Raw genomic sequence first — 17,614 nt, forward strand, 5'->3', positions numbered from 1 at the left:
TGCCAATTGCACATATAAGAGCCCGATATGACCAAAGTGGCCATGAATCGTTTTCTCACCGAGTATCCTGACGCTTTGAATGATGGGCTCGGAGCTGTATTTATAGGCGCTGGTGTCTCCATGGCTGCAGGCTACCCTTCGTGGTCAGGCCTACTGAGTGACATCGCCGATGAGCTGGAAATCAATTCAAGAAATGTACACGACCTCGCCGCTCTTGCTCAGTGGAGCATCCAGGAGAGCGGTGGTGCCACTCGTGTCCGCAATGTCATCAGAAAAGAGATTGGCCCAGACAAGCCTATTCCTGAAACTTTGGATATCCTCGCCCGACTGCCTGTCAGGCATATTTGGACGACTAACTATGATCGGCTCGTGGAGCGCGCATTTGCGGCCATTTGCCGCCCGCTCAACTCTATTTCCGCCCCAAAAGATCTTGCTCTGAGAACCACCCCTGGCGCGGCATTGCTCTACAAAATGCACGGTTCGGTGGATCGTCTCGACGATATTGTGATATCCACAGATGACTACGAGCTTTTCCGATCCCGGCGTGGCCAATACCTCCCGCTATTCCAAGCACATCTGACCAGCATGTCGATGCTGTTCATCGGCATCAGTTTCACTGACCCAAATGTTAGACATGTGCTTTCGCTGATCAGAGAAAGTTTCACTGAGTCGCCCCCAGAGCACTTTGCCATCGTCAGAGCGCCGAAAAGATCAGATTTCAAAACTAAGGATGAGTTCTTAGCCAGGCTCGCTCAGCATAATCTTTGGACTAAAGACCTGAAGCGCTATGGTCTGCTTGCAGTAGAGATTGATAACTATGATGAGGTGCCCGCTCTCCTTCGGCAGGTCGAAAGGCGGGTAGCCGCGCGCAGAATTTGGGTAAGCGGTAGCTGGCCACTTGAACACGGAGGCACCGAACCGGCGAATATTTATGCCTTGGCCGAAGAAGTTGGCCGCAAGGTAGGTGAGACCAATAGATATCTGGTTACGGGTGCTGGCTTATTGGTCGGCTCTGCGTCTCTGTCTGGCTTTCTTGCTGCTCTGCGCAACGGTGGAGGTTGGGATTTAGATCGCCGACTGATCGCTAGACCGTTTCCTCAGCCACTTAAGGGAGGAGTTCCCAAGGACAAGGAGTGGGCTGCCCTTCGTCAGGAGTTAGCACGCCAGGCCGGTATTGCGATTTTCATTGGTGGTGCAAAGTTAGTTAATGGCCTCCCCATACCTGCAGAGGGAGTTGAACAAGAGTTCGAGTTTGCAAAGGCCGCTGGCGTTTTCGTTCTGCCTGTTGGTGCTACAGGCGGGGCTGCCGAAAAAATATGTAACCAGCTTCAAGGTTCAGCACTTTCCTACAAGGGGAGCTCACCGATGCGACCTACCGATAAGGAGCTAAAAGCTCTGGCAGATACTAATGCTTTAGCTACCGCAGAAGGCCGGACATCCTTGGTGAATTTAGTCTTTCAGATCATTAATAGGGTCGCCCGTGTGGGTTGATATCATTATCTCAGGAAAGAAGTATGGCTCGTAATGTAACTAGGGCGGAGCTAGTAAATAGCTCTGCAAACAGCTCCCAAGCTAGTCGCGATCACCTATTCAAATCTCTGGCAGCGACGGCTTCTATGAGCACGTTTCTATCGCATTCCAGTAAAGACAAGGAAGTTCTCCCCGGCGCGATACAAGTGCTTCAGAATCATGGAGCCTCTGTGTACATAGACGAAATTGACCCTGAAATGCCACCCTACACATCTGAGGAGACAGCCGCATTACTAAAGCAACGTATAGCTCAGACGAAAAGATTCGTGCTCCTTACTACCAAAAACAGCAAGGAAAGCCGCTGGGTACCTTGGGAATTAGGTATTGCTGACGGTACGAAGGGGCTTTCAAAGATCGCAATATTTCCAGCATCGGACACTGCATACGACGATAGCTGGGTCAGCTGGGAATACCTGGGGCTTTATCAAAGAGTCGTCTGGGGGTTATTAAAGGGACACCCACAGGAGCTTTGGATGGTGCTTGATACAAAGGCAAATACTGCTATTCCGTTGAGAGACTGGCTATCGGGGTACTGACCGAACCTCGCTGGCAGGGTGTGCTCAAGTAAGCTGTGCCTGGATGAGTGCTGGCGATAAACGCGCAGAAGATCAAAATCAAATAGCTGCACGTTGCGCACTAGCGACCCGACCTCAGAAATTGGAGCTCCTAGAGTCGTGCTGAGCCACAAAGCCTCACAGCGCGAGGCTGAGCGGAAAAATTACAGCTATGCACACATCCATTAGGTGAGCGTCGGACGGAAGAAGTGTGGCGGACGGCGTCGGTGCAGCCGCTCATCGAAGAAAATACCTCCCAAGCCGCTGAGTAATGCGAGACCTCCACCTATATCCGATCTGCTAGTCATAAATCCTATTCAAATGTTAGAATGAGTGGTTGTCCGATGAAACTGGCAAGTAATGACATGTTTTGCTAATGCTTAGAAAGTTGATGTTAATTGCCGTTAATTTAAAATAGCTTAGTATCTAAGTGAGGGCCAATATACCCGATTTCAATTTTTTTTAAGTTGTCATGTTTGAATAGATGGATTCGAGTCCCACTACCGACCCACACGTGTAGTTCAAAAGTCCGATGCTCTCCGTCATACCCTTTCCTATTCCGCTGGTACCCATATCTGTTCATTGTAAACTCTGACTCATTTTGGAAGGTTATGCAGTTTTCGGGCAGAGTACCATTTTGTTGCCAATGCTGAGAAAGAGAGTCAATATCTTTAAGTCGTGTGAATAGCAATTTGATGAAATTACTTGGAAAGTTAAGGATTTGATCGTCAGTTTCTAATCCAAAAAGTAAATTTGGAAAGATATCATTTTTGAGTTGCGGAAAATTTCTCGCGGATAGCTGGGCGAAAGCGTCATGAGTTAACCGCTCGCTAATGCTTGAACTGGTCAGTGGATTGGAAGTGTGGTCGAATTTATAGGTCTTTCCATTGCAGATAAATCCGATCTGAGAGGCCGAATGCGCTGCATTACGACAAAGGCTTGCTAATACGGAGCCGGTCACTGCGCAGACGAGCGCTTCTTCTCCTGCTTCAGTTGCTAACAGGTGCGTGCCTGGAACTTCCGGATGTTCTAACAGTTCATCAAAGGTGATAATGCTTTCGATCACGGCTTCATCGAGTTCATCCCAAGATGGAGTCATCAGCGCAAGATCTAAGAAATAGCTTCCTTCGTCAACATGGTTAGAGCGGAAAAGTAACTCTACAGCTTCCCCCAACTTATGGCTGACATCATTTGTGGTGGCAATTTCGATTTCCCAAGGATTATCCCTTAGTCTGAAGTTTGGTCGCTCTGGAAAGTGCGCCTCTAATGTGGCCATCGCTTTGAGCATAGCTGCCAAAATTGGAATAACATCTTGGATGTTTCTAAACGGTGGCTGCGTCGATGAATGGTTGAACACAAAGTCAGACATTTTCCATCCTTGGATTAAGGTTTTAGCAACTGAACTGCATTTTTGCGATGCTGATCATTAAAGCCTTCCGGCCACTCGCTCAGTTTTCCTTTTTCGTCAATATCGGGTGACTTAATCTCCGTTTCAGTCCCTTGGCGGTGAAAGTAATGAAACTTTACCTGGGATGGAGTCAGCGTTTTATCTTTGACAGAGATTCTCACGCCATCCATAAAGTGGTCAGAGTGAGTTTCAATAATAACCTGTATCCCAGCTTTTGCTGCCCTAGCGCATAACTCACCCAGATGAGTTTGGCCTTGTGGGTGCAAGTGCGCTTCGGGGTTCTCAATAATGATGAGTCCGCCGGTGGGGGTCGCGAGTAAGGCTACAATCACAGGCAGTACATAACTTATGCCGAAGCCCACATTGGTAGCGCGATATGTTCTGCTATTTAAAGAACCTGGCGAGCTAAAACTAAATCCCGCTTGGATCAGGTCAGCTTCGTACAGTGTCTTGAGTTGAAGGCTGACTCCAGGGCTGACCAATTTGAGCCATGCTTCTGTTTGGTCAATCAGTCGATGCCCGTCCCCAGATATAACCCTGGGGTCTGCTAAGTCTAATGGGCTTGACCCGTGTATATCTAGCAGGTGGAGCACAAATTCACCCTGAGAGCCAATCTCGAAACTCTCACTTTGATCATCTCCCACGGGAAGATATTTTCTTGGGCCACTTCTCTCAGCCTGAAGGTATTGGAATTTTGAAATACCATTTTCTGATGAGGGTGCACATAGTGGATCGCTAAAAGTTTCAAGTCGCAGTGTGCTGAAATTGTTGTTGTAAACGTAATTGTTCTTTTGAGTTGCTTTGGCTCGAAGCTTAAATGTTGCTCGAGAGTTAGCTCCAGAGATCCTGATGCCAATGGAATTGGTTTTTGCGTTGTCGTGAAGGATGTCTGATGATGTGCCTAGATCTATATATTTTCCCTTCGTCAGCAAACGGCCTTTGTTTGAGTCGTCGGCGATGGATTGCGCAACTATCAACAAAGCTTGGATGGCACTGCTTTTTCCCATGCCATTCAAGCCGGTCAAAACTGTCAGGTTGCTTAAGCTAACAGATGCTCTGCGGAAACACTTGAAATTTAGTAGCCCTATGTTTTGGATCATGTCCTATTTCCATTCAGAGTGGCATGTATAATGTTTGCGATTGTCATAAAGCGCTTTAATATTTTCGCGTTATGGCCTGTAGATGTAGTAATGGCTTCCACGAAGAATTTGTCATTTTCATATGTTGTAAAGTAATTTTCTTTTAGAAGTTCTTTTTGTCTTAGAATGATTTCTATATTGTTTTTTGAAAGCGCAGCAAGATTGACTCCCCAGCTTTCAAATAGAGCTTTGTTTATAGGGTTTTTTTTGATCTCTGAAGGCTTTCTAAATGCGTCGGTTCCAAATATTTCATACGCCAATTGCATTGCGCGTTTGAAGTGCACTTCCAGATCAAATCTCTCAAATTCATCAATCGAGTTGAGTCGCTTCATCGCGGAATTTAAAACGTTATCTAGGTTCTTGGGGTTGTCACGGCTGCTCATTTTAAAAAATGCAATGAATCTCAGAACAAGCTCCTGGGCTGCCATCCGCGTATCATTTATACTATCGTCCGTAGCAAGCAGAAACTCCTCCGAGGTGGACAGTTTTCGAAGAAATTCTCTTGCTGGCCCTTTATGGGTGGCATTTCGAATTTCCTGACCATTTAGAGCAATACCTCCAGTATTAATGCGCTTGAAAATATTCATCATGACTTCATCAGGTGTGCCTGGTTGAATGATGTTTATCACAAGCTCGGTTTCTTCGATGCGCCGCTTCATTGCACGGTCTAAATCAGCGTAGTAACAGTTCTCTAAGTCGGACAGGTATTCAAGGCCACTCAAGGCGAATTCGTTGCCTAGAAAGTCGACAATAGTTGTAATGCGCTGTAAACCATCAACAACCGCCCAATGATCTGATTGGTCGGCAGCGACATAAAAGACCGGTAAAGGAATTTTGAGTAATAATGATTCGATCAGTTGGCTGCGTCGGAATAGCGGCCAGAGCCTCGCTCGACGCTGAAAATCAGGTGCTAAATCAATTTCTTTATGAACATACCTTCTAAATATTAAATCTATGGTTTTACGCTCGGTTTGCACGCGTATTTTTGATGGATCAAAAGGTTCCGACATACTTGCCGAGGTTTCTATCTCAGGCTCGAGCCCATGGTTTTCGTCTACGATTTCAGATCGAATCTTATGGCTGCGGGGGGGTTCACTCATTTCCTAGTCCTATTTGCATAGCCAAGCGATGACTTTAGCATGTGCTCCCTGTAACAGTCTCAACTACTCCTGCTTCGTCTTCTGACGAACAGTGCCTTTTAGGTTGCAGCTTGGAGTAGGTTGGCCAGTCGGCACCACTATCTTTACTAATCCTATGGATAGATCCCACGTGCAACCTCCGCACCCCGATTTCCTCCGAATTGAGCTTCCTTCCCGAGGCATTGAGTGTGAAGTGTTTAAGCATCACTGCTCGGTTCACGACAGCCATTCCCCGCAGAGGTACGCACCAATCCGCTCATGAGTGGACAGCTGCGTCAGGCATCCAACCAGTTGACACTTCGCATCGCTACCTCTTCACCAGTTCTTTGTATCGTTCTCGTGACTCTAGGATCTGATCCCTGAGCTCTTCAGGATCAATCCTCATCCCGCCACCAGGAGTTGTCTGCAGCGTTTGCAGGCTGTTCACCGCTTTGATGAACTCTCGCTCTTCAGCCTGTACCCAGGCAGGGCGTTTATCTTTCCAAAAGAGCCATGACATAGCCGGCCTCATCTCCGATTGGTTCGAGATCAGTATGTGCGAGCTAAAGGTAATGTCCAAGCAAGGAAGTGACCTCGGGCAGTATGCAAGCGGAGCGCGCAGACCATGATGGTCGAAGAGCGTAAGGATGGAAGCCCGAAGGGCTGAGCCCCAGCGTAGCGGGGCTCGGTTTACGACAGCCGCTCCCGAAGGGATACGCCCGACCGCCTTGATTAAACGCTTACCGAACAGCTCGTTGATCAAATGACCGAGGTACTACGCCGTGCGCGCAAAGATCGTATGTCCTGCGCAATGCCGCCTCGTCACCAGACGCCACCCTGACATGAGTAAAGATCGTCGACAGAAAGCGCTTCCTTTCGCCGTTGCCGAGCTCAGACCAAATCCTCGGCTGTCCTTGTGCATCAGAGATCGCCAGACGGTCGAGGAAATACTCTTCCAGGCTGTGAAGGCGTTGCTGGCCATCAATCAAAATTTCACTGTTTTCGGCTAACGCCCTGCTACCGATCACTGGCTCGTACCAGTCATTCGTGAGGTAGCTCCCCAGATCCCCGCCTGACCAAACTGCGGAGATGAAGCGAGACTTCTGACCGAGGTTCCACTCCAGTCCGCGCGCCCAGGTTGTAACGGGCATGCCCATAACGAATCGCGCAGCCCATGGAAAATGCTCACGAGCGGAGGAGGGGTCTACCAGATAGTTTTCCCAGTTGCCCACTAAGACCTCGAGGGGACAATGACTGACGGTCGTGGGCAGAAGACGCTGTGGCATATGGATGTGCCGGTCTGATGTTCCGCCGTCGGCGTAGCGTTTAAAAAAGGAAGTCATGGTTTTCCTGGGTAGCTCAGGTTGGTCGAAGTATTCGTGTAAGTACGGGCGCATCGCCAGGCGTCGACCGTTTCGATGATCAACAGATCTCGTTCGATAGAAACGTGGATCTGGTCGCTATCGACAAGCGCGTGCACATAGCCTTCGACGTGGGATGCTGCCTTATCGAATGCGGAAGGTGAGTCGGATGACTCAATGTAACTAATCAGTCGTTCCCAGGTTCTCCGCTGACGGTTGCCCAGGATCGTCTCGGGAAACGATATCGCTCCCCGCAGAATCTGAATGGATGCAGGCTTTGATTTGGTCAAGGCTGGTTTCTCACCGTGTACATACAATTGAAAACGGTGTGTTTTGGCGAAACTTGAGCTGGATGGAGGATTTTTGTGCAGATGCTGCAGAGACGCGAATGCCCCCTTCAGCAATAGAAGGCATTCGCGATATCTGTAAAGTGGAAAGCGAAAAGACCATGCGTTCGATCATATATCACCGACCCTGACGCCTGAATCTGAGGTCTAGTGAACCAATGCGACGTTTGCTTTCAAAAAGCGCTTATCGTGATCTGACGCTGGAAGGTGGGTGGAGTCGTACTGACCAAACAACCGATAGCGATTTACCGCGATTTTGTCGTACATCCAATCTCGCATTGCTGCTGGTACAACACGTGCAGCCGTGAGCCAGCGCCACGGGGCATTTAGGCGACCTAAGATCTCGAACATCGCCTCAGAACGTATGGACACCTTGTTGTTTGAGATGAGAACAATGGTGTTGAATTTGTCCTGCGGCAGTCCGGCCCACCTCAAAAGCTCTTGGCCCTCAGGCGACTGAACCGCAGCGAGCTGAATTCGGTGAGCCTTGTCATAGTGGATGATGAACTTAGCCCACCCGTTGCAGAGCTTGCATGTGCCATCGAAGAGAACTGCCGTGTCGCCCGATTGTAGGAACGGGGCAGGGGATTCGGTTTTCGTGGTCATTCAGTCTGCTGTTTCATTTACAGTTCCCTGCCTTTCGGTAGCCCGCAGATTTAGCAGCGGATTCTGAGTCGAAGGTTACCTGGTTCTTCGAGGACACCTTGTCGTAGCTTGGGCAACCTTCAGGTGGATTGTAAACATGGCTTTTACCATTCCTGATGATGCTTCCAACTGATGTGGAGGGGGATACCGATGTCGGTTTTTGTGATTGCGCCGATTTTGCCGTAAGGCCGATGGCTACTTCGTCGCCCACCGTCTTATAGCCTGGATTCCAAATGCTTTCTTGAGTTACGAAAGGGTTGGGATGCCCCATGATCGCGGTGATACGTTTATTTCGCTCCTGTTCCCAGGGCGTAACTGGAAACTGCTTGCCCCATGCCATTAGTAGCTGTTGCTGCTGGCGAGACATCTTAAGGTTGTACCGGTCGAACATGTAGAACGTCGTCCTTGCTACCGATCCTTCACCTTGTCTCGCGGTTCAGTCGCACGCTTTCGCCGACTGGAGCCACGAATCCAAGTCATCGTCGAACAGGGCTGTCTCATCTCTGCTGCTCTGAGGCGGCGTCCGCTTCCTCGGCAGGAGGCCGCCCGAAGATATTTTCAGGCGACCAGTCATCTTTGAAAAGGAACATATCACGCGTAAATTCAGCGATTCCGACTTCGCTGTCGTCCAGGATGTCACGAGCAAAATGTCTGAAAATCCTGCCTCCATCAACGCCACGTCCGGCATCCGTATCTTTGATTAGAAGGACAGTCCAATTCTCATACCATGCGCCGGCAGCAATTTTCGCCCAGGCGAGGTGAAACAACTTATAACTCTCGTCGACAAGCACAGAGTCATACACCACGACAAGCATCCCTTTGGACGCATGCAAAAGCTTCACGGGGGAGAGAACTGCCAAGGTAATAGACTGCTCGATCAAATCGATCACCCTTGTGTCAGGTTGTCCTTCCCAGAGCACTACGAATCTCTGAATGCACACGACCTCGAGTGGCATGCAGTCAACAGCCGAATAACTGCTTTGTAGAAAAAATCGTGTACGCGCCCTCACCATCATCGTTGTGAGGCTGCTCATGTTCGGTATAAAGCCAGCGGGAATAAATCATGTCGGATACCGTTTTGGCGAAGGATTTTCAATTTATATGTGGGGCGTCACTGTGGTGCGCCGAGACATCGATTGGTAATGGCTGGAAGTTAGCGGCAGAATTTGCTGTGGTATTTTGATGCTTTATCATTGGTATAGCGTCTAAAGAAACGAGGGAATGGGTTTCCCAGAAGCTACCGATAGTTCGAGGTGCTTGAGTCAAGAAGAGTGCGGCTAGGAACGTCTGCCGTGTCGACGATCCGCAAGATTTCGTTTTATGAAAATATCGATCTAGCCTTCTACAATTCTCAGTCCAAAGCTTTTTCAAATTTAAGGCTTTGAAGTCTCATTGGTAGAACTTCAGTAGGGCACCAATCAAGCGCAGCAGAGATGCATAAATGCCAGATCACCATTTGGATGCGGAGAACATCTTCCGTGGGGTGCCGCCACATCAGCTTGCGTGGTTTCAGAATTGATTGGAGAGTATTGACAACCCCTCTGGGGTAGCGCCCGCGACCGTCTCTGTCCGCAACTACAGCGAATGCGAAACAACCGCAATCTTGGTAGCTGTCCGAAATCTTTCTTAAGCGATTTCTAAGCTCTTTCTTGCTAATTCTAGAGGCAACAATCCACCAGATTAACTCAACGTCTTCAAGATCGATCCATTCGGGCGGTATATCACAGTTGTTTTCATATTGCTCAAATGGAAGCAGGTTGGTTGGATTCAGTCTCCCTCGTGACGGCTGTCCGAAAGTTAAATCAGCTTGTTGGTTGTTAATTCATTTCTTCTTAGTTAAGGCGTAGGCGTAACAGGGCTATGAGGTGCGAAAGACGCCATTTTTTGGGGTGTGGGCAATTGACTAACTTGTCAGGTGTCTTTCGGCAAGAATTTCGGGTAGGTAAGCCCCACTAAAGACTATTCCTTAAGCTTAAAAGCTTGACCCGGTCTAGCCCTTTCACTGTTCGTATTAGTTTTGCGGCGGGCGCTTGTTGATAGCGTAGTGATGGGTCATGTTCCGGCTGATTGTGCCCATGGCAGGATTGAAACGCTTGAATACCTGCATCGCCGCTTCTGCCTTAGCTATAATTACCGAACGACGTACGACGTGTGGCGAGCGTCCACCATGGCTTACGTTCGCAGCCTTCAGCCAGCTCACAAGCTTCTTACGAAGTTCTTCAGGCTTCATCGGAGAGTTTGAAACTGAGCCGCTGGGAAAAATGTAGTCGTTCTTTGAGCTGTTCCTCAGGTTCAGTATCTCTACTGCAAGATCTATGTCTTGCTTTGGCAGTGAAACTGCTCTGAAGTTTACTGTTTTCTCGACTCCAAGCACTAAGTCTCGCGATTTGATCGGCAAATATTCGCTGGGCCTCATGCCTGTGAGCATTAGGGAGAAAAGTAACCGGTCTGTAAGCGAGCCTTTCTGTTCGAGAGTTTCTTTTATTTGCATCAGCTCACCTCGACTAAAAGGCCTGGTCGCTTTGCTTTGCATATCTTCTTTTGTTTGACTCATCATCAATAACCGTCATGAGAGGGCTGCCATTTAAGAGGAGTGGCTGCGCTGATGTCAAGGTATTTTTGCACTTTTCTCGGCGTATGGTAATCCTTTAACAGTATATTAAAAGTAGACTCTTAATTTGATTTTGTAGTTTTTAGAAAGTTTCTGGTACGGCTTTTTTTATTGGCTTTTCGGTATAGTTCTAGTGGCGGGGGCTTTATTTTTTGCTTAAGTTTTAAGTGTTGTTGCTGCTCAGCGATTACCTCGAATGCAATTGATTAAAAGTTTGTTGATGGCTTTTGCTTTTGAATTGAGTGGCGGTCAACAATTTATATTTATAGCGGAGGCCGGTTATCCATTGTGCGAGTTTCCGTAAAAGACCGACGCCGAAATTACAAAATGTGGAGTTAGCGATTGCAGAGCATGAGTGGTGACTTGAGTAGTGTTTCGGTAGATCAAGTCCTTGGTGAGGTTACGATGCGGTGGGCAGCCGGTGAGCATAGAGTTTCACAATGCTGATCCTCCAACTCTGGGAGCCGCCTCCTCATGCCAGCACGCTCTGAGACTGCAAAGTACCGCAAGTGATCGTCAGACCGAACCGGGTGGCGGGCTTGGCTCAGGTATTTTGTCCTGAGTTTCTCCCCTCGTTAAGGTGCAACGCTTAACATGCAACGAGTTGCACCTTTGCAAACTTTGGGGCGACGACGGGCTACGGTAATATTTCATTGGCAGAGAGCCCGGATTCATTGATGTTGACTAAGGTGCAGCTTAAAGCTATCGTAATGGCTCTTGAGGAGGTATTGGGTTGAACCTTATATAAGAGTTCGAATCCCTGGTTTCCCGCCAAACACATAAAAAAGTCCCGCGAGCCAAACGCCCAGCGGGATTTTTTTGCCTGCGATTGCGTAATACCACGACTGCCAGTGCCATTGCCCCATAAAATCCGTGGTCTTTCTGACGAGCTTTTACTCGTCACCTCGCTGTTTTTTTACTACCATCGTTAATCTGCGTACTCAAGGAAGAGCGGCTGAGCGCCTTGAGGCTGGTAGAAATTCATGCTCGATCATTGAATGAGTCATGGCTTTTACCCAGAACCTAACGACTCAGCTAACCGAAATGACCTGTTGGTGGAACCGATGAATAAAATGTGTGGCATCGTTGCAGTGCTAGGGATTGCCCTCTCGGGATGCGCTATTAAAACTCCAGAAAAACCTGAAGTGACACCACCTCCTGCCGTCGTCCAGCAAGAAGCGCCTGAAGCCGCAACTCCGGCACCCGCACAATCGCCTGCGCGATATGAGGCTGCACCTGCGAACGCCAGTGCTTACGCCGCAGTGCCTTACGCACCGCAGGCGGCAGAGCCAGAGCAAGAGCCGGAATCAGAGACAAAACTCAACCAGAATCGCGCTGAGCAGTGCCGTAAAGAGTTGGATGTTCTGAAGGTTTACAACAAGGCGTCTTACGACAAATACGAGGTCGAATACCAGGCCATTGCCAGCAAGACCGCTAAATACATGGAAGTTAAGGATTCACTGGGCGCCGATTTGAACTATATGGTCATGCCTGCCTATCAATTTCAAATTCGTGAGTTCTGCTTCCGCGTTAAGACCCGTCTGTCTGAGCTTGTGCTTCGCCAAGCCAAATAAATCCCGGGTTGCACGCCAAAACATCCAAGAGAAATCCCGCGAGCCAGCTGCTCTGCGGGATTTTTTTTGCCTGTGATCGGTGTTGATCCAGCTTCAAGTCTTGAACCGCAGCACCAAGTCGTTCAAGTTGACGGCCAGGCGTGACAACTCATTGCTTGCCATCAAGGTCTGGCGGGTGCCTTCAGTGCTCTGGATGGCCAGGTCGCGAATGCTGATGAGGCTGCGATCCACGTCGCGCGCTACGTGAGCCTGTTCCTCGGAAGCGGTTGCAATCTGGATATTGCGGTCGTTGATTTCCAGTACCGAATCAATGATTTGGCGCAGCGAGTGGCCTGCTTGCTCTGCGGTATCTCGGGTGGTGTAGACCTCTGAGGTGCTCTTTTGCATCAACTCGACGGCGGCTGAAGAACCGGCCTGAATCGTGGAGATCATCTGTTCGATTTCCTGGGTCGACGTCTGGGTGCGGTGCGCCAGGGCCCGAACCTCATCGGCCACCACCGCAAAACCACGGCCTTGCTCGCCTGCACGTGCCGCTTCAATGGCGGCATTCAACGCCAACAGGTTCGTTTGCTCGGCAATCGCCCTGATCACGCTGAGAACTTTGGAGATGTCTTGAGCCTGGCCTGCCAGTTCTTTTACCTGGCCTGACGAGACTTCTACCAGTTCCGTCAGTCCACGCATTGCCGTCAGCGTTTCAGTCACTTTCTGATTGCCCAGATCAGCCGAGACGCTGGACTGCATGGCCGCTTCGGAGGTGGAGTTGGCATTCCTGGCGACCTCTTCAACCGCCGCGCTCATTTCGGTAACGGCGGTGGCCGCTTGCTCGATTTCGCTGTTCTGCTGTTGCAGGGTGCGGTCGGCACTCTCGGTGATCGAGGTCATTTCAACGGCTGCGGTACTCAGTTGAGCAGACGCTCCCGAGATTTCTGAAATAGTGCTCCTGAGGTTGTTCTGCATCAGATTGAGTGCCTGCATCAAGCGCGAGGCTTCGTCCGAGCCTGTCACCTCAAGGTCGTGGGTGAGGTCGCCAGACGCTATATTTTCCGCCAGCTCAAGCGAGGAGTTGATGGGGCTGACAATGCTTTTGGTAAACAAGCTCGCCAAGACGATTGTCAGGATGAATGCGACGACCAGTACCGAAATCAGCACGCTCACGCTATGGGTGTATACCGCTGTCGCCTCTTCGCCGGACTCCACCGCCTGACGCCCATTCTGCTCACGCAAGATGGTGAGCTGATCCTGATAGGCGATTGCTCGCTGCGCCTGCTCGGTGTTTGCAAAAACAACAGCCTGGTCATGATCGGAATTATCGAGGGCAAGCACTTGCTTGAGGCCGTCGATGTATACATTCATCGCCTGGATGGTCTTCGCAAACTGGATTTCATCCTGCTGGCCGGAGATGAGGTGTTCACGGTAAAACGCGGTCTTCGACTGAAGTGCCTGTATGGCGTCTTCGACCAATGACTGCGATTTGTCATGCACCTCCCTGGTCGTACTCGAAAGCATGCGGATGCTTTCAAGGCGCGCGTGGAGCAGGGCGATTTGAATATCGTCAATGACCTGGACGCTGGGCAGTGAGTTTTGCTCGATGTCCTGCTCTGCGCTACGCAGGTGATCGATCTGTACATAGGAGAAACCTGCCAGGCTGATCAGCAGCAGTGTGATCAGCCCAAAGCAGACGAAAGCCCTGCGCGCGATATTCAAGGATCTTAATTTCATAAAGGCCTCCGGGGGCCGGGATTCAGTGGCGTGGCTTCTCCACGTCCATTTGTGGAGCGCGGACAAAACATCCACGCGGCGCAGTGACGCTCACTCGCAGCTTGGGGGGCAGGTGCACATTCAGGAATACAAAAGAATGAATCGATATAATAGGCGCGCTAAATAATTGCGCGATTACTAATCGCGCAGGCCTTGCTGGAAGGGGTACAGAGGCAGTTCAACCAGGCGCAGGCGCGCAGGGGTGGCGGTGCCGAAGATGACTGCCGTGCGCTTCAGCCGCGGTGTAACAGCGTGTTCGGTGCCACACCGAATGCCTTGCGAAACGCGTGGCTGAAATGGGAGAAGTCGGAAAAACCGAAGTCCAGTGCCGCCTGGGACACACTGCGCACCTGACCGCGCTCGATCGCTTCACGGCTGGCGTTCAGGCGTTCTTTCCAGATCTCTGCAACGGGGGTCTTCTGGTAGCGCGCGAAGGCGCGCGTCACGGTGCGGGTCGATACGTGGTGAGCCCGTGCGATGCCCTCAATCGACAGGTCCGGCTCGGTCAAATGCCGTTGAATGTACTGCATGATGCGGCCGTACAGGTCGAGTTCCTGGTGGGTGGTTGTCAGGTCCTGCAGCTCAAGGCTGATCACCAGCAGGTCAAGCAATGTCGCGGCATAACGCTTTGCGATGTGTTCATCCTGCATCGACGTCGGCGTGCTCGCGGCCTGGCGCAGCATTTCGCGCAAGGGGATGACCCCTGGGCGACGGTCGTCGAGGACCATCGCGGTGTATTGCGCAATGCGCGGCAGACGCTCGGTGAGCAAGGCCCGCGGAATACGCACCAAGTGATTTTCGGTACCACCGAAGCTGAAGCGAAACGCCTGGGTTGCGTCGTAAAGAAACAAATTCCCCGCTGCGAGGTTGGCTTTGCGTGCACCTTGTTCAATTTGACCATGGCCATTTCGGGCGAAACCCAACCATAAGTCTTCCGCCGGACCGCTGCGCAGATGCCGCTCGGATCGCTCCCAATAATGCAACGGCGAGGACAGCGAGCAGAGGTCCAGATCGCCGACGGTGTTGACCGTCAGGGCGCCATCAAAACTGCTCTGGGACAAGGGTTTGCTGTCGGCCGCCAGACAGTGGCGGCAGACCACTTCTTTCCAGTAATCAAAGCGACGCGGCGCAGGAACGGCAAGGGTCGAATAGTGAGTGCTCGGATTCATGGCACGGACCTCGGTACAGCGGGCTCGAGAAGGGGTAACGGGCGTTTTTTGGCAAGCAATTAGCAGGCCAGGCGTTTGCACGCCGGCTTGGCGTGCCTGCCGCCTCGGTTATCTGTAACCGCAGGGGGGCGAATTCGCCCTGGTCATGCCCACTGAAAGTACGGATGCACCATCGCCGATCACGGACGGCCCGGCGGCCGCCGCCTGTCTTGCCCAACCAAACGGTTGTCTCGACGAGCCAAGCGACCCTTGGTCGTCCCGGTCTAATTTGCACCTCGCAGCCGCTCATACCGCCCATCCGCAGGCCTGAACGAAAATAACGAGGAGCTCACTATGGAATCTGCAATCGACACCCATCTCAAATGCCCACGCAGCCTGTCGCGCCGGGTGCCCGAGGAGTATCAGCCACCGTTCCCGATGTGGGTCGCCCGCGCAGACGAGCAGCTTGAACAAGTGGTGATGGCGTATCTCGGTGTGCAGTATCGAGGCGAGGCCCAGCGCGAAGCCGCGCTGCAAGCCATGCGTCACATTGTCGGCAGTTTCAGCCTGGCCGACGGCCCGCAGACCCATGACTTGACCCACCACACCGACAACAGCGGCTTTGACAACCTGATGGTCGTTGGCTACTGGAAAGACCCCGGCGCGTATTGCCGCTGGTTGCGCTCGGCGCCGGTGAACGACTGGTGGGCTTCACCGGACCGGCTCAATGACGGCCTTGGCTATTTCCGGGAAATCAGCGCACCGCGCGCCGAACAGTTCGAGACGTTGTATGCCTTCCAGGACAACCTGCCCGGCGTCGGCGCCGTCATGGATGCGACCAGCGGCGAGATCGAGGAACACGGTTACTGGGGCTCGATGCGCGACCGTTTCCCGATCTCCCAGACGGACTGGATGAAGCCCACCAGCGAACTGCAAGTGGTCGCCGGTGATCCGGCCAAGGGTGGCCGGGTGGTGATCATGGGGCATGACAACCTCACGCTGATTCGCTCAGGCCAGGACTGGGCGGATGCCGAGGCGGACGAGCGCTCGCTGTATCTGGACGAAATCCTGCCGACCCTGCAGGACGGCATGGATTTCCTGCGTGACAACGGCCAGGCCCTGGGCTGCTACAGCAACCGGTTCGTGCGCAATATCGACCTGGAGGGCAACTTCCTCGACGTGAGCTACAACATCGGCCACTGGCGCTCGGTGGAGAAACTCGAACGCTGGGCCGAGTCGCACCCGACCCACCTGCGCATTTTCGTGACGTTCTTTCGTGTGGCTGCGGGTTTGAAAAAGTTACGCCTGTACCACGAAGTGTCGGTGTCGGACGCCAAGAGCCAACTGTTCGAATACATCAACTGTCATCCCCACACCGGAATGCTGCGCGACGCGCAAACCGCAGCCGCCTGAGCCTGGCCACACGCAAAGCCCTGACTTCACCGGCTTGCCATCTCATCAGGTGGCACGGCACCCGTTTGCGAGGAATACACCATGAACAAGCTCCGCCTGCTCACACTCACCACGGTATTGCCGGTGTTACCGGCGCACGCCGTTGAGGTCGCCCCCGGCGACTATGAGCAATACCCCGTTGGTGCGACTATCGGTGCGCTCTATTACCAGCACTCCACCACGGACTCGGCCTACGCCAAGGGGCATAAGGCGAGTTCGGATTTCAGGCTGAATTCGGATGTCGGCATCCTGCGTCTGCTGCATGTGTACGCCCTGAGCGACACGGTCACCATCGACCCGCAATTCCTGCTGCCCTTCGGGCACGTCTCCAGCGCCGGTGACGCCTCGGCGCTGGGCAGTACCCGCGGGATTGGCGACCTGATCCTGACCGCACCGGTGAAGTGGCGCTTCAACGACGCCCGCGACACCCTCAGCATTGCGCCCTACGTCTTCGTCCCAACGGGCACCTATGACAAGGATGACGGGCTGAACATCGGTGAGAACCGCTGGAAATTCGAACTGCAGAGCGCCTACGTCAAGCACTTCACGCCTCACTGGGCAGTGGACGTGGTGGGCGGCGCGACGTGGTATGGCGACAACACCGACTACGGTGCCAATGCCGATCGGCTCAAGCAGGATGTTTCCTACGCAGCGCAGTTGATGGGGCGCTATATGCCTGACGCCACCACCACCTTCGGGATCGGTTTTGGACGCACCTGGGGCGGTGAAACCAACGTCGAGCACGTCAACCAGGATAACGAGCTGGGCACCACCAACTTCCGGCTGACGGCCACCAAGTTCGTCACCGCCCAGGACCAGATCCAGCTGCAACTGGGCAAGGACCTGTCGGTGGATAACGGGCCCCGGGAAGATTTCCGCATGAACCTGCGCTACGCCCGCGTGTTTTAAGGTCGCCGTCTTGCACGGCAGTGGCCGGCTGCCCTCGAGGGTTGCGCGGGGTGTCCGGCC

Annotated in this window: 14 protein-coding genes and 2 pseudogenes; 5 read left to right on the forward strand and 11 right to left on the reverse strand. The window is 52.0% G+C overall.

The annotated features are described in order from the left end of the window. Positions 1–27: 27 nt before the first annotated feature. Both J1G34_RS03705 and J1G34_RS03710 read left to right on the forward strand, forming a co-directional pair. Positions 28–1,491 (forward strand): SIR2 family protein, encoded by a 1,464-nt coding sequence (locus J1G34_RS03705; RefSeq protein WP_222993348.1) that lies wholly within the window; start codon positions 28–30, stop codon positions 1,489–1,491. A gap of 23 nt (positions 1,492–1,514) precedes the next feature. After that, entirely contained in the window at positions 1,515–2,066 is a 552-nt protein-coding gene (locus J1G34_RS03710; protein WP_262411694.1) for a toll/interleukin-1 receptor domain-containing protein, read from the forward strand. Between the two features lie 427 nt (positions 2,067–2,493). Here J1G34_RS03710 and J1G34_RS03715 read toward each other — a convergent pair whose 3' ends face one another. The 8 genes and pseudogenes from J1G34_RS03715 to J1G34_RS03750 form a co-directional block, all read right to left on the reverse strand. Further along, positions 2,494–3,453 (reverse strand): hypothetical protein, encoded by a 960-nt coding sequence (locus J1G34_RS03715; RefSeq protein WP_222993352.1) that lies wholly within the window; start codon positions 3,451–3,453, stop codon positions 2,494–2,496. 14 nt (positions 3,454–3,467) lie between these two features. Further along, positions 3,468–4,592, reverse strand: a complete 1,125-nt coding sequence (locus J1G34_RS03720) for an AAA family ATPase (RefSeq protein ID WP_222993354.1) — start codon at positions 4,590–4,592, stop codon at positions 3,468–3,470. After that, a complete protein-coding gene (locus tag J1G34_RS03725; RefSeq protein ID WP_222993356.1) occupies positions 4,589–5,731 on the reverse strand; it encodes a DUF262 domain-containing protein in 1,143 nt (380 codons plus the stop codon). The genes J1G34_RS03720 and J1G34_RS03725 overlap by 4 nt, the downstream gene beginning before the upstream one ends. Positions 5,732–6,489: 758 nt before the next feature. After that, positions 6,490–7,092 carry a DUF262 domain-containing protein gene (locus J1G34_RS03730; RefSeq protein ID WP_222993359.1) on the reverse strand — a complete coding sequence of 201 codons (603 nt, stop codon included), beginning with the start codon at positions 7,090–7,092 and terminating at the stop codon, positions 6,490–6,492. Between the two features lie 512 nt (positions 7,093–7,604). Next, complete coding sequence (locus J1G34_RS03735; protein WP_222993361.1) at positions 7,605–8,063, reverse strand: thiol-disulfide oxidoreductase DCC family protein; 459 nt, start codon at positions 8,061–8,063, stop codon at positions 7,605–7,607. Positions 8,064–8,076: 13 nt separating this feature from the next. Next, positions 8,077–8,552 (reverse strand): annotated as a pseudogene (locus J1G34_RS03740) (endonuclease); the annotation flags it as partial. Positions 8,553–8,599: 47 nt separating this feature from the next. After that, positions 8,600–8,992, reverse strand: a complete 393-nt coding sequence (locus tag J1G34_RS27075) for a hypothetical protein (RefSeq protein ID WP_262411696.1) — start codon at positions 8,990–8,992, stop codon at positions 8,600–8,602. Positions 8,993–10,113: 1,121 nt separating this feature from the next. Beyond that, entirely contained in the window at positions 10,114–10,656 is a 543-nt protein-coding gene (locus tag J1G34_RS03750) for a tyrosine-type recombinase/integrase (RefSeq protein ID WP_222993363.1), read from the reverse strand. A gap of 1,121 nt (positions 10,657–11,777) precedes the next feature. Between J1G34_RS03750 and J1G34_RS27080 the strand changes: the two genes are divergently transcribed. Continuing rightward, positions 11,778–12,287, forward strand: a complete 510-nt coding sequence (locus tag J1G34_RS27080) for a hypothetical protein (protein WP_241088492.1) — start codon at positions 11,778–11,780, stop codon at positions 12,285–12,287. A gap of 93 nt (positions 12,288–12,380) precedes the next feature. Here J1G34_RS27080 and J1G34_RS27570 read toward each other — a convergent pair whose 3' ends face one another. The 3 genes and pseudogenes from J1G34_RS27570 to J1G34_RS03765 form a co-directional block, all read right to left on the reverse strand. Beyond that, positions 12,381–13,262, reverse strand: a complete 882-nt coding sequence (locus tag J1G34_RS27570) for a methyl-accepting chemotaxis protein (protein ID WP_370671682.1) — start codon at positions 13,260–13,262, stop codon at positions 12,381–12,383. Continuing rightward, positions 13,239–14,006, reverse strand: a pseudogene (locus J1G34_RS27575) (MCP four helix bundle domain-containing protein); the annotation flags it as partial. The gene J1G34_RS27570 and the pseudogene J1G34_RS27575, both read right to left, overlap by 24 nt. A 272-nt stretch (positions 14,007–14,278) precedes the next feature. Further along, entirely contained in the window at positions 14,279–15,214 is a 936-nt protein-coding gene (locus J1G34_RS03765; RefSeq protein WP_065935917.1) for an AraC-like ligand-binding domain-containing protein, read from the reverse strand. Between the two features lie 333 nt (positions 15,215–15,547). Between J1G34_RS03765 and oxdA the strand changes: the two genes are divergently transcribed. Both oxdA and J1G34_RS03775 read left to right on the forward strand, forming a co-directional pair. After that, entirely contained in the window at positions 15,548–16,606 is a 1,059-nt protein-coding gene (gene oxdA / locus J1G34_RS03770; protein ID WP_065892816.1) for an aliphatic aldoxime dehydratase, read from the forward strand. 81 nt (positions 16,607–16,687) lie between these two features. After that, positions 16,688–17,554, forward strand: a complete 867-nt coding sequence (locus J1G34_RS03775; protein WP_065892817.1) for a transporter — start codon at positions 16,688–16,690, stop codon at positions 17,552–17,554. Positions 17,555–17,614: the final 60 nt, after the last annotated feature.

Origin of the sequence: Pseudomonas sp. Wu6 (assembly GCF_019891515.1) — a bacterium.
GTDB lineage: Bacteria > Pseudomonadota > Gammaproteobacteria > Pseudomonadales > Pseudomonadaceae > Aquipseudomonas > Aquipseudomonas orientalis_A.